We start from the raw sequence: 12,588 nt of genomic DNA, 5'->3' as shown, positions 1-12,588 counted from the left end.
TCACCCGACCGCGGCCAACACTTCCTCAGGGGCCTCATTCCGCGTCGGCCGCTGCCGGGTGAAGAGCGTGACCGCCACCGAGGCGGCCGTCAGCACGACGCCGAACCACACCGCGCTGGAGACCCCCGACTGGTCGGCGAACAGGCCGCCGGCCAGTGCGCCGAGGGCGATCGAGAGGTTGTATCCCAGGGTGTTGATGGACATCGCGGCCTCGAAGCGGTCTGGCGCGCTCGCCAGCATCAGGTTGATCTGGCACAGGTTCGCCGCGCCGAGCGCCAGCCCCCACACCGCGACGGCGAGCAGCGCGCCGGTGCGCGAGTGGCCGAGGGCCAGCAGGAGCAGCAGCGACAGGACGAGCGCCGCGCGCGCCGTCAGGTAGGTGGCCTTCAGGTTCTTCTTGACCAGGTACTCGGCGCCGAAGTTCCCGATCGCGCCCCCGACGCCGAAGACCATCAGCAGGCCGGTGATGAAGGCGGACGAGGCGTGCGCGTTCTTCTCCATGAACGGCCGGACGAAAGTGTAGGCGCTGTAGTGGCCGAGCACGTACAGCACCACGGTGACCATGACCTGCCGCAGCCGGATGTTGACCCGCGGCAGGTCGAGGACTTCGCGGACGGACACGGCGTGGTCCGACGGCAGCGACGGGATCGTGACCGCCACCGCCAGGAACACCAGGGCACTGAGACCGCTCCAGATCAGGAACGTGGTCCGCCAGCTGCTGATGCCGGCCAGGAACGTGCCGAGCGGGATGCCGACGACGGTCGCGATGCTGATGCCGGACAAGGCGATCGACGCCGCGCGGTTCGCGTGCCGCGCCGGCACCAGCCGGATCGCCATGCTGACGCCGATGGCCCAGAACGCGCCGTTGGCGAAGCCCATGACCAGCCGGACCGCCATCACCAGCGCGAAGTTCGGCGCGGCGGCGGTGACCAGGTTGCCGACGGCCAGGATCGCGAGCAGCGCGGTGAGCAGCAGGCGGCGGTTGACGTGCCGGGTCCAGGCGACGATGAAGGGCACGCCGAGGCCCGAGGAGACGCCGTAGAGAGTGACCATGAGTCCTGCGATACCGAGTGCCACGTGCAGGCTGGAGCTCATCGGGGTGAGCAGGCCGACGGGCATCATCTCGGTGGTGACGAAGGTGAACAGGCTGGCGGTGATGGCCGCGACGCCGAGCCAGGAGCGCAATGGCGAATAGGGATGTGAGCCTTGGAGATAGTGCGGATCTGCTGTGGACATGTCATCCATCAGAGCCCCGCGGCGATCGATGAGTCCAACACATGTTTTTCACCGCATCGATCGTGATTCACGATGGATGCATGGAGCTTCAGCAGATGCGGTACGTCGTCGCCGTCGCCGAGACCAACAGCTTCACACGCGCAGCCGAGCGGTGTCTGGTCGTGCAGTCCGCGCTGAGCCACCAGATCGCGCGGCTGGAGCGGGAGTTGGGGGCGCGACTGTTCGAGCGCACCAGCCGCCGGGTGAGCCTGACGCCGGCCGGCGCGGCGTTCCTCCCGGCGGCGCGGCAGTGCCTGGAGGCCGCCGACCGCGCCGCGGCCGAGGTGGCGGCGGCCGTCGGGGAGGTGCGGGGGCGGCTCGCCGTCGGCCTGATCCCGACGGTCACCGCCGTCGACATCCCCGGTGCCCTGCGCGATTTCCACGAGCGGTATCCGCAGGTGCGGATCACCTTGCGCGTGGGGGCGAGCGACGACCTCATCGAGCAGGTGCGCGACGGCTGCCTGGACGTGGCGTTCCTCGGCTTGCCGGTGAGCGCGGAGCCGCAGGGCGTCGCAGTGCACGAGCTGGCCCGCGACGAGCTGGTGGCCGTGGCGGCACCCGACCACCCGCTGGCCTCCGAGGCATCGGTGACCTTGCGGCGGCTGGCGGCCGAGCCGTTCGTGGACCTGCCGCCCGGGACCGCGGGGCGGCTCCAGTCGGACGAGGCGTTCGAGGCCGCGGGGCTGGTGCGGGACGTCGCCTACGAGGTGACGACCGCCGACTACACGGCCCGGCTGGTCGCGCCCGGGCTGGGCGTCGCGCTGCTGCCGAGGGTGTGGGCGCCGACGCTCCCGGGCGTGACGGTCATCCCGGTCGTCGACGCGCCGCAGCGGGTGGAGTGCGCGATCTGGGGGCGGGGGACGCGGACGCCCGCCGCCACCGCGTTTCTGGAGATCCTGGGGATCCCATTTCAGTAGCCTGACAACCTCTCAAGGGCTAGCCACCTGATTCCCGTTGCCCAGCAAGCGATCCAGGCCCGAGAGGACGCGGTCGCGGGCCTCGGGTTCGAGGCGGTAGTAGACGTAGTAGCTGTGGCGCTCCGGGGCGATCCAGCCGGACTTGTGCAGCACCTGGAGGTGCTTGGACACGGCCGCCTCGGTGAGGCCGATCAGGCCGGCCAGCTCGCGGGTCGAGCGGGGGCGGCGGGCCAGGAGTTCGAGGATCTGCAGGCGGGTCGCGTCGCCGGCGGCGCGCAGCAGGCCCAGCAGGTCCTCGGCGGGGACCGGTGCGCGGCCTTGGCGGGCCATGCCGGCCAGGGCGTAGGAGAGGACGACGGTCGTGGTCTCGCCGTGGTCTCGGTCGCGGTCGCGGTGCACGGCGACGGCGAGTTCGGGCCACATGAAGTGCGACGGTGCGAGGAGCACGCGGTCGTTGGCGGCGAGGGTGATGTCGAGCGGATCCGCGGTGCCGCGAACGCCCGGCGGGCGGATGGTGACGCTGCCGTCGGCTGCTGCGGTGATGTGGTCGCGCGGGCCGGTGCGGTCGCCGGCGGGACCGGAATCGGCTGCGGCGCTGCGGTCGCGGATGCCCATGCTGTCGGCTGCGGTGATGTGGTCGGACAGGTCGGCCAGCATCGCCGCCGGTCCGAGCCGCGACAGGGTCTGGAAGCGGCGCGCGATCTCGTCGTGCAGATGTGCTTCCAGACTCGGCCAGTCGGCAGCGAGGCACGCATCCCAATAGGCGCCGAGGAAATCGGCGAATTGCTCGCGCACTCCTTCCGGATCCGCGATCAGCTCCCTGAGAACAGCCGCCGACGCGGCATGCGCACCTTCGACCTGACGCAGTGCACGTTCCCGCGCCTCCTCATCGCCGCAGAACCGCTCCCACGGCACCCGAGGTGCCCGGCCGCGGTGCGCGAGCGCGGCGTGCGCCATCGGCTCGGCGAAGTCCTCGACCGGCGCCTTGCGGAGCTGGTCGAGGTCGTCCGGCCAGGTGTTCACCTCGCCCGGCGGCCAGATCCCGGGCAGCAGCAGCGGGCGTTCGGCGAACCAGAAGCGGTAGGCGTCCAGGTCGTGCTTCAGGCGCGCGTCGAGCCGCGTGCGCATCTCCAGGACCCACGAGATGTGCAGCGGGTGACGCTTCACCGCCGCCAGTACGTGCAGGCTGCGCAGCGCCTCGGATCCCGGTGAGCTGCCGAACTCGAAACGGTCGGCGTCCTGCTGCCCCAAGACCAGCCGCACGCTCATCGCGGCCTCCCTCCTGGCGGACCGATCAACTCTGCGGTTGATCGGTCGATCGGGTCTGATGCGCGCTTTTACGGTCGGCATCAGTATCCGCAAGAAGGGAACCGCTGTGACTTTGAATCGTCGATCGTTCTTGGGTGGGGCGCTGACCGCGTCGTCCGCCATCGTTGTTGCCGGGTGCAGAACAAGCTCGGGAAAGCCTGCCAGCGTCTGGCCGTCGTTCAGTGACGCCCTGCGCCAGCAATCAATTGCCGGCACGTTCTCCGGCGCGGTCCGCGTCGAGCAGAACGGACAGGTGCTCCTCGACGCCGCCTTCGGCATGGCCGACCGCACCCGACACATCGCCAATACTCCGACCACGAAGTTCTGCGCCGCCTCCATGGGCAAGATGTTCACGGCCGTGGCGATCGGCCAACTGGTGAGTGCACACAAAGTCGCCTTCGACGACACCGTCGGCAAGCACCTGCCGGGCTTCCCGTCGGCGATCGCCGATCACGTGACCGTGGCGCAGTTGCTGACCCACACCTCCGGCATGGGAGACGTCTTCCAACACACCGGCCCCACGCCGCCGCCCGACACCCTGACCGGCCAGATCGCGCAGATCGCGACAACCCCGCTGCTGTTCGCGCCCGGCAGCAGTTCCGCTTACAGCAACTCGGGATTCGTCGTCCTCGGCGCGATCGTCCAGCAGGCATCCGGCACCGCCTACCCGAGCTACATCCACGACCACGTCTTCGCCCCGGCGGGCATGTCCGCCACCGACATCCGCGTCTACCGTCCCGCCGACGTCCCCGGCATGGCCCACGGCTACGAACTCGACGACGCCTCCGGCCGCCCCGACCAGGGCCCGCCTCCCGGCCCCGGCCAGAACCCGGTCCCGGCCGGCGACACGTTCCGCGACAACGCCGGCGAGGTGCAGATCGGCAACCCCTCCGGCGGCGCGATCTCCACCACCGGCGACCTCGCACGCTTCGCCCGAGCTCTGATCACCCACCAGTTGCTCGACCCCGCCATGACCGCGACGCTCACCACCGGCAAGGTCACCGTGCACCGTCCCGGCGGCCCCGCGCAGGACTCCTACGCCTACGGCTTCGAAGACGTGCGCATCAACGGCGTCCGCGTCATCGGCCACAACGGCGGCACCCCCGGGTACGAAGGCCAGCTCGACATCTACCCCGACACCGGTACGGCCGTCGCGATCATGTGCAACCAGGACCGCGCCCTGGTGCCCGCGATCCAGCGCACGGAGGCGATGTTGACCGGCTCGGCGGGCGCCCCGACCGGCTGAGGTGACAAATCTCTGATCCCCAACCCCTCACCACGGAGCCGCGCCATGCCTCAGGATGGGAGTCGTGAGCGGGAACTACGATCGCCTGGCCAAGATGATCGTCAAGGCACGGGAGGCGAGGGGCTGGAGCCAGTCCGACCTCGCCAGTCTGGCGTACGTGACGGAAGTGGTGATCGCGCGGGTCGAGGCCGGCAATCCCCCCAACGCGGTGGCCCTGAAAGCCGTCGAGCAGGCTCTCGGCTGGCTGCCCGGCATCTTCGACCTGGTCCTCGGCGAGGACGCGTCGTCCGAGGACGGTGTCGTCCTCGCCGCCGAAGGCGACGACGAGGACGACGGGTCGGCGGAGCTGCGCGAGCTCACCGTGGACAGCACCATCGACTGGGCCTGACGACCTTTGGAGAAGGGCCTCAGGAGAACAACTCGTCGAGCACGAACTCGTCACGTCGACCGTCGCTCCAAGCCGCGACGAGACATTCACCGGTCACCGCGACCGTGACCGGCACCAATCCGTTCTTGGAACGCCCGAGGCGGTGCGCCGAGACGTACACCGTCGGCAGGCCCGGCACCGGCGCGGCCGTGAGGTAAGGCGCGGCGCTGAACTCGCCGAAAGCGTTGCCGCCCCGATACCTGGCGACACCCGAGCCGGTCCAGCCGTGCAGGGGCACGAGGTCCACGGTCACATCACCGCCGTGCACCGAAATCCCATCGCCGGTGTCCGTGATCCCTTCATCGGCATGGGGCTGGCGCGCACCAGCGACCGCGAACGAGCCCTCGCGCACCGTCCACCCCGCCGGCGCCGTGATCAGATGCGCGCGCAACTCATACCCCTGATGCAGGACCGACAGGCTGACCACGCGCGCCCCCGGCACGTCGACCCCGCCCATCCGCGGCCGGAACCACGACGCGGCCCAGCCCTCGCCGGTGGCCGTCCCGCGCAGCCCTTCGCGCCGCGCCGCGCGCCCCCACTCGTCGACCAGCGTCGCCGTCCCGTCGACCCCGTCGGCGAACGCGTCGCCGACGCCGGGCGCGGTGTGCGTGGAGTAGCCGAGCGCGGCGTAGTGCGGATCGCCCCTGCCGGTGTCGGGATCGACGACGTGGTCGCTCGCGTGGTTCGCGATCTGCACCACTCCGTCGCCGGAGCGGATCACCCAGCCGACCTCCCGCAGTGTCCTGACACAGTCGGCGCGCTCCGACGGCTGGGGCTGCTCCGCCTCGGTCCACAGCGGATGATCGGCCGGCGCGGCCAGCCCCAGAAACCCCATCCCCGCGAAGTACGGAGAGCCGGGCCCGCTGTAGACCTGGCACATCGGCAGGAACTCCGCGGCGCTCCAGCCGAGCGACGGCGCTCCGTCGACCCCGACTCCCAAGTCCGCCGTGAATCGCCGCAGCACGCCGCTGGCCAGCCGCCGCGTGGCGCCCGCCGCCTCATTGCCCACGCCGGCCAGCGCTGCGGTCCACAGTCCGCCGAGCACGGCTTGCCGATACGTCAGCGAACGCCCCTGGTGCAACGGCGAACCGTCGGCGGCGAACAGCAGCGAGTAGGAGTCGGCGAACTCGCCCAGCCGCCCCAGATACCGTTCCCGGCGCTCGGCGGGCTGATCAGAGAGCTGATACCACTGCCACAGGAAGGGATGGATCACCCATGAGTTGTAGTGGTCCACCCGGTTCCCGTGCCGGGTCGCGGGGCTGATCGGGCCGTCGTTGTACCAGCCGTCGCCGAGGTACCAGGACTCGAACAGGTCCACGTCCTCCTGCGCGTGGCCGCCCGGGACGTCGTATCCCGCCGAGACCAGGAACGCCTCGATGACCGCCGTGAACAGCAGCCAGTTGTTGTCCGATCCGTGTTTCACGGCGTGGTGCGTGAGCCATTCGGCGGTCTGGTCGCGCAGCTTGTCGTCCAGCTGGTCCCAGAACCGCGTGCGGCTGATCGCGAGCCCGAAGGCCAGGTTCGCGGCCTCGACGATGGGCTGCGGGGTGCCGTTCCACTGCTTGATCTCGTCCACGCCGATGGCCCTGCCCCAGCGGTCGGGGCCGTCCGGGGCCATCGCCGCGGCCAGGCCGCGGGCGTAGAAGTCGGCGTGGCGGTACGGATCGGCCTCCCGGCCGGCCAGCAGCGGCGCCGCTATCAGGAAGCTGCGAGCGAAGCCCTCGATGCCGTCGCTGCGGATCCCGGCCGCCGATGGTCTGCCGGGCGGCGTGATCAGACCGCCGGCGGCGGAGGCGTGGCGGCGGGCGGTCAGCAGCCAGTGGTCGGCCACCGTTTCCCAGTGCGCGCGGGTCCAGCCGGTGTAAGGGGACTGACCGCGGTCTTCGGAAGGCAGTCGCAGGTCTTTCATGAGTGCGGTGGTCCTCAGGGCGTGCGGCGCAGCCGCGGCGTGAAGGTGGAGTGGAAGATCGTCGACGCGGCGCCGACCGCGACCGCCTCGCTGCTGTTCACCGAGCGCTCGACCCGGATCCGGCGCAGCCGCCGGGCGGTGGGGTAGGCGTTCACCGCGTGCTCGATCTCGGTGAGCCAGACGTCGGCCACCTCGCCGGTGAAGAACGGGCCGCCGACCACCACGAGGCCGACGTCCAGCAGGTCGATCACGGACAGCACGCCGCGGCTGACGGCCTTCGCCGCCTCCTGCACGGTCAGCTTCGCGCGCTGCCGGCCGATCTGGCGCGAGGCCTGGTCCGCCGGGGCGTAGCTGCCCGGGTTGCACTCGGGCAGGATCTCCGGCCGTCCGGACTCGTCGAACCGGCCGAGCGTGACCGCGCACAGCTGGCCGAACTCGCCGGCGTTCGCGGTCAGGCCGCGGTAGAGGTCGCCGTTGAGGAACAGCCCGGTGCCGACGCCGGTCCCCAGGTACAGGTAGACGAAGTCGCAGGCGCGGCTGTCGCGGCCGATCCAGCGTTCGCCGACGGCCGCCGCCGAGCAGTCCTTCTCGATGACGATCCGGCAGGAGAAGCGGCGCTCCAGCAAGGTGCGCAGCGGCACGTCGCGCAGCACCGACATCAGCGGCGGGTCGAGCACCGTGCCGGAGACGGTGTCCACCGGGCCCGGGGTGGCCACCCCGATGCCGAGGAAGCCCTCCTCCCAGCGGCCGTGCCCGGCCTGGTCGAGCACGGTCTCGCCGAGATCGGCGATCTGGTTCACGACCGCGCCGGGGCGCGGGTCGGAGGTGATCGGCTCGGCGCGCCGGGCCACGACCCGGCCCGAGAGGTCGACCAGCACGGCGGTCAGCACGTGCGGGTCGATGTGGATGCCGAGCGCGTGCGCGGCGCCGTCGCGCAGGCGGACCGGGCTGCTCGGCTTGCCGACGGCGGAGTGGCGCTGCCGTTCCTCGACGAGCAGGCCGCGCTGGATCAGCGAGCGCGCGATGCGCGACACGGACTGCTGGGTGAGCCGGGTCCGGTCGGCGATCTCGCCGCGGGTGATCCGGCCGGCCAGCCGCACCGTCTCGATCACCACGCATTCGTTGAACGAGCCGAGGTCGATCTGGTTGGCCCCGCCGCCGGTCGCCGGGCCGGAATGGCCCGACGCGGACAGGGGGAGCGTCGGCGGCGCGGCCGACGGTGCCGGGAGCGGTTCGCGGATCCAGCGGACCCGGGCCGGCTCGGCGCTGTCGACGTAGCGCGACAGGACCGAGGCCACGTCGAGCAGCACGCGTGTGGAGGACTCCGGGTGCCGGGCCGCGTCCAGGGCCAGCACGGCCCGGGTGAAGGAGAGCCCGGTGGTGCGCTCCGGCGGCTGGTGGACGGTGATGCCCAGATGGGAGCAGCGCTCGGCGATCTGGGTCTGTAACGGCCGCACGGTGTTCGGTACGGCGCGCAGGACGACCGCGTGCAGTTCCGGCAGCGGATGCGTGCGGCGCACCGCGTCCAGGAAGGTGCCGACGCGGTCGGCGTCCGGAGCCGATCCTGCTGGACCTCCGGACCCTCCTGGTAACCCTGGTCCCGTTGGTCCGCCAGGTCCGCCAGGTCCGCTTGGACCGCTTGGCCCGCCTGCGCCGGCCCGCGCCGCTTCGGCCTCGGCGGCGGCCGTCGCCTCGGCCAGCGCGTTCCCGACCGCCGCCAACGCGTAGGGATCGACGGCCGGTTCGGACGAAGCCGGCGGCACCGAGGCGACCGAGCGGCCGGCCAGCACCAGCACCGTGCATCCGGCGTCGAGGTGCAGGCCGACCGGCCACAGGTCGCTCGGTTCCAGCGCCGGCGTCACCGGGATCTGCGGGACGGTGAGCCGGCTGCCGCTCAGGTTCCAGCGGTGCCGGGTCTCGGCGACCACGGTGTGCGAGCAGCCCAGGCGCCGGGCCACCATCCGCGAGGTGCGGGCGTCCGGGGTGGAGGTGAGGATGCTGGCCACGATCTCGCCCTCGTCGACCGCCGAGGGGCGGCCGGTGCGGGCCCGGTCCACCAGGCCCTCGATGCCCTCGACGGCGTACCGCTTGCGCCAGGTGCTCACCGTCTGCCGGGAGACGCCGAGCCGCCGGGCGATGTCGGCGTTGCGCAGCCCCTCGGCCGCCAGCAGCACGATCGAAGCGCGCAACGCCTGCTGGCCGTCGCCGTCGGCCCACCGGCGCAGCACCGAGTGCCCGTCGGCACCCGGCGCCGCGCCGGCAGAGGGCTCCTCACCCATTCGACGAACCGGGGGTCAGGCGCAGCGTGAGGATCTGGAAGGGACGCAGGGTCAGGCCGAGGCCGCCGTCCTCGACAGTCGCCGGGTCGGTCGGCCGCTCCAGCAGGTCGGTGACCGAGGCGGCGGACACGGGGAACCCGGCGGCCAGCCGTGCGGTGGCCCGGCCGCCCCGGGACTCGTAGAGGCGGACCACGACGTCGCCGGAGTGGTCGTCGGCGAGCTTGACGGCTTCCACGACCACGTCGGGGTTGTCGACGGTGACCAGGGGGCGCGCGCTGTTTCCGGCCGCCGGAACCGCGCGCAGCGGCAGGTTGAGAGCGTGCGCCTCGGCCAGCGCCGCGCGCGTGTCGGCGCCGGGCACGACGGCGTAGGAGAACCGGTGCTGCCCGAGATCGGCCTTCGGATCCGGGGAGTTCGGCGCACGCAGCAGGGTCAGCCGCACTGTCGTGGTGCTTCCCCCTTCCGGCCGGGTCAGACGCGAAGCATCGTAGCCGTAGGTCGAGTCCGTGATCAGCGCCGTGCCCCAACCGTGTTCTCCGACGTGGATCCAGCGGTGCGCGTACACCTCGAACCGCGCCGCGTCCCACGAGGTGTTCTCGTGCGTCGGCCGGCTGACGTGGCCGAACTGGATCTCGGCGGCGGTGTGCTCGGCGTGCACGTCCAGCTGCCACGCGGACTTGAGCACCGCGTCCCGCTCGCGCCAGTCGATGTCGGTGACGACGTCGAGGCGGCGCGAACCGGCCGCGAGCCGGAGGTCCTGCACGATGCGCGACGCGCCGAACGACCGCTCCACGCGCACGGTCGCCACCAGCGGGCCGTCATCCACCAGGGTGACCACGGCCCCTTCGGTGAGGTCGGTCCGGACGTTGCGGTAGTGCTGCTCCAGGTTCCACGCCGGCCACAGGTTCGGCTGGTCGCGGTGCAGCTGGAGCAGGTTGCCGGCGCCGCCGGGGGCGATGGCGTCGCGGCCCAGGGCGAGGTCGCGGACCGAGCGGAGCAGGCCGTCGGAGTCGACGCGCACCTCGATGATCCCGTTGGCCAGCACGAAACCGCCGTCGGAGGCGGTCGCCACCACCGGCTCGCCGAGCTCGGGCAGCAGAGCGCCGAGGCCGAGCGCCGGAACCTCGGCCAGCGCCGCGATCCTGCCATCAGCCAGGACCTGCGCAACCGTGTCGCCTGCCGGCTCCGACGCCAGAAAGACCACCTCGCGCCGGTCATGCGCCGCAGCATTGAGCACACTCGCGCCAGAGCGGGCCTCGCCGCCTGCGCCGACCGCCGCCGCAGCCGGGTCCGAGCCGGCACCATTGCTCGCGCCTGCCGCGATTTCGCCCACGCCGCCGACCTGCTGGCTTGTGTTCCCGGCCAGCGCCCCGGCGGCCTGCGCGATCACCGCTTCCAGCCGCGCGTGGATCTTCCCGTACACCGCCTCGGCCTCGCGGTGCACCCAGGCGATCGACGTGCCGGGCAGGATGTCATGGAACTGATGCAGCAGCACCTGCTGCCACAGATCGTCCAGCTCCTCGTGCGGATAAGCCGCCCCGGCCCGCACCGAGGCCGTCGCCGACCACAGCTCGGCCTCCCGCAGCAGCGCCTCCGAGCGCCGGTTGCCGCGCTTGGTGCGGGCCTGGCTGGTGTACACGCCGCGGTGGTACTCCAGGTACAGCTCGCCGCGCCAGACCGGCAGGTTCTGGTACTCCGCGCGGGCTTCCTGGAAGAACTCCGAAGGGTTCTGCACCTCGACGCGCGGCGATCCTTCCAGGTCGCGCAGCCGGCGGGCGCGCTCCAGCATCTCGCGGGTGGGGCCGCCGCCGCCGTCGCCGTGGCCGAAGGGGGCCAGGGACACCGTGGCGCCGCCCTTGTCCCGGAAGTTGGACTCCGCGTGCGCCAGCTGCTTGCCGGTGAACTCGGCGTTGTAGCTGTCGATCGGCGGGAAGTGGGTCAGGATCCTGGTTCCGTCGATGCCCTCCCACGCGAAGGTGTGGTGCGGCAGCTCGTTGGTCTCGCTCCAGTGCAGCTTCTGCGACAGGAACCACTCCGCGCCGGCCAGGCGGGCCAGTTGTGGGTAGGCGGCGGTGTAGCCGAAGGAGTCCGGCAGCCAGACGCCGTCCTGCTCGATGCCGAACTCCTCGGCGAAGAACCTGCGTCCGTAGACCAGCTGGCGGGCCAGCGCCTCGCCGCCGGGCAGGTTGCCGTCGGCCTCCACCCACATGCCGCCGACCGGGACGAAGGTGCCCTCGCCGACGGCCTTGCGCATGCGCTCGAACAGCTCGGGACGGGAGTTCTTGACCCATGCGTACTGCTGCGCCGAGGAGCAGGCGAAGATCAGCTCGGGGTACTCCTCGGCGAGCGACAGCACGTTGCTGAAGGTGCGGACGCACTTGCGCATCGTCTCGCGCTGCGGCCACAGCCACGCCGAGTCGATGTGCGCGTGCCCGACGCCGCTGATCCGGTGCGCCGAGGCGTGCGCGGGCCGGGACAGCACCTCGGTGAGCTCGGCGCGCGCCGCGCCGGCGGTGCCGGCCACGTCGGCCGGGTCGGTGGCGTCGGCGGCGCGGGCGAGGGCCCGCATGATCTCGTGCCGGCGCGGGCCCTCCAGCGGCAGCTCGCGCATCAGCTGGTCCAGCACCTCCACGTCGTGGATCAGGTGCCAGACCTCGTCGTCGCGGACCGCGAGATCCGCCGAGACCAGCCGGTAGAGCGGGGCGTCGCCGGCGGTGGCGCGGTCGCCGAAGTGGGTGTGGCGGCCGTGCGCGCTCTCGATGCCGGGGTTGGCGGCGGCCTCCACGAGGAAGTCCACCGCCGCGCCGGCTTCGGCGCGCGCGCTGACCAGCACGTCGCGGTTCATCGGGTGCAGGCCGTGCACGGCCTGGCCGTCCAGCGTGTGCACCAGGCCCTCGGCCTGGCCGCCGGGCCCGCGGTTCGGGTCGAATCCGAGGTCGAACACGGCCTCCACGCGCCGTCCGGCCCACTCGGCCGGGACGGTGCCGGAGAATCGGAACCAGGTGGTGGACCAGGGACCGCCCCACGTCTGGCCGATCTCGAACGGCCGATACCGGCCTTCCGGGACGGCGAGCGCCTCGGCCACCGGCACGGGTTCGCCGGGGACGTGCCAGGCGCTGACGGTCAGCGCGGTGCGCTCGGGGTGGAGAGCGGGATGGAGAACGTGGCTGAGATACCGCGTGATGCGGTCTTCCACCAGTTTGCGGTCGTCGTGCACGGTGGGGCGG

The 12,588-nt window shown here is 71.9% G+C and carries 8 protein-coding genes; 3 read left to right on the top strand and 5 right to left on the bottom strand.

The window, feature by feature from the left end; genetic code table 11:
* Nucleotides 1-1,236 carry an MFS transporter gene (locus ABH920_RS11480; RefSeq protein WP_370348888.1) on the bottom strand — a complete coding sequence of 412 codons (1,236 nt, stop codon included), beginning with the start codon at nucleotides 1,234-1,236 and terminating at the stop codon, nucleotides 1-3.
* Nucleotides 1,237-1,316: 80 nt separating this feature from the next.
* Here ABH920_RS11480 and ABH920_RS11475 point away from each other — a divergent pair, with 80 nt between their 5' ends.
* Nucleotides 1,317-2,192: a LysR family transcriptional regulator gene (locus ABH920_RS11475; RefSeq protein ID WP_370348887.1), complete on the top strand. Its 876-nt coding sequence runs from the start codon at nucleotides 1,317-1,319 to the stop codon at nucleotides 2,190-2,192.
* 12 nt (nucleotides 2,193-2,204) lie between these two features.
* Here the strand turns inward: ABH920_RS11475 and ABH920_RS11470 are convergent, their stop codons facing one another.
* On the bottom strand, nucleotides 2,205-3,461 hold the full coding sequence (locus tag ABH920_RS11470; RefSeq protein WP_370348886.1) for a DUF5937 family protein: 1,257 nt from the start codon (nucleotides 3,459-3,461) through the stop codon (nucleotides 2,205-2,207).
* Between the two features lie 106 nt (nucleotides 3,462-3,567).
* On the opposite strand from ABH920_RS11470, the gene ABH920_RS11465 reads away from it, so the two are divergent.
* Nucleotides 3,568-4,746, top strand: coding sequence for a serine hydrolase domain-containing protein (locus tag ABH920_RS11465; RefSeq protein ID WP_370348885.1), 1,179 nt, complete (start codon nucleotides 3,568-3,570; stop codon nucleotides 4,744-4,746).
* A gap of 64 nt (nucleotides 4,747-4,810) precedes the next feature.
* Nucleotides 4,811-5,134 (top strand): multiprotein-bridging factor 1 family protein, encoded by a 324-nt coding sequence (locus tag ABH920_RS11460; protein ID WP_370348884.1) that lies wholly within the window; start codon nucleotides 4,811-4,813, stop codon nucleotides 5,132-5,134.
* A gap of 19 nt (nucleotides 5,135-5,153) precedes the next feature.
* Here ABH920_RS11460 and ABH920_RS11455 read toward each other — a convergent pair whose 3' ends face one another.
* Genes ABH920_RS11455 through ABH920_RS11445 form a run of 3 tightly spaced genes read right to left on the bottom strand, consistent with a single transcriptional unit; the run spans nucleotide 5,154 to nucleotide 12,578 of the window.
* Nucleotides 5,154-7,082, bottom strand: coding sequence for a DUF2264 domain-containing protein (locus ABH920_RS11455; protein ID WP_370348883.1), 1,929 nt, complete (start codon nucleotides 7,080-7,082; stop codon nucleotides 5,154-5,156).
* Nucleotides 7,083-7,096: 14 nt separating this feature from the next.
* On the bottom strand, nucleotides 7,097-9,361 hold the full coding sequence (locus tag ABH920_RS11450; protein ID WP_370348882.1) for an ROK family protein: 2,265 nt from the start codon (nucleotides 9,359-9,361) through the stop codon (nucleotides 7,097-7,099).
* Nucleotides 9,354-12,578 carry an alpha-mannosidase gene (locus ABH920_RS11445; RefSeq protein WP_370348881.1) on the bottom strand — a complete coding sequence of 1,075 codons (3,225 nt, stop codon included), beginning with the start codon at nucleotides 12,576-12,578 and terminating at the stop codon, nucleotides 9,354-9,356. Before ABH920_RS11445 ends, ABH920_RS11450 begins: the two co-directional genes overlap by 8 nt.
* Nucleotides 12,579-12,588: the final 10 nt, after the last annotated feature.

This window comes from Catenulispora sp. EB89, assembly GCF_041261445.1.
Taxonomy (GTDB): Bacteria; Actinomycetota; Actinomycetes; order Streptomycetales; family Catenulisporaceae; genus Catenulispora.
Note: the sequence above shows the minus strand (reverse complement) of the source record. Positions and strands in the feature narration are given on the sequence as shown.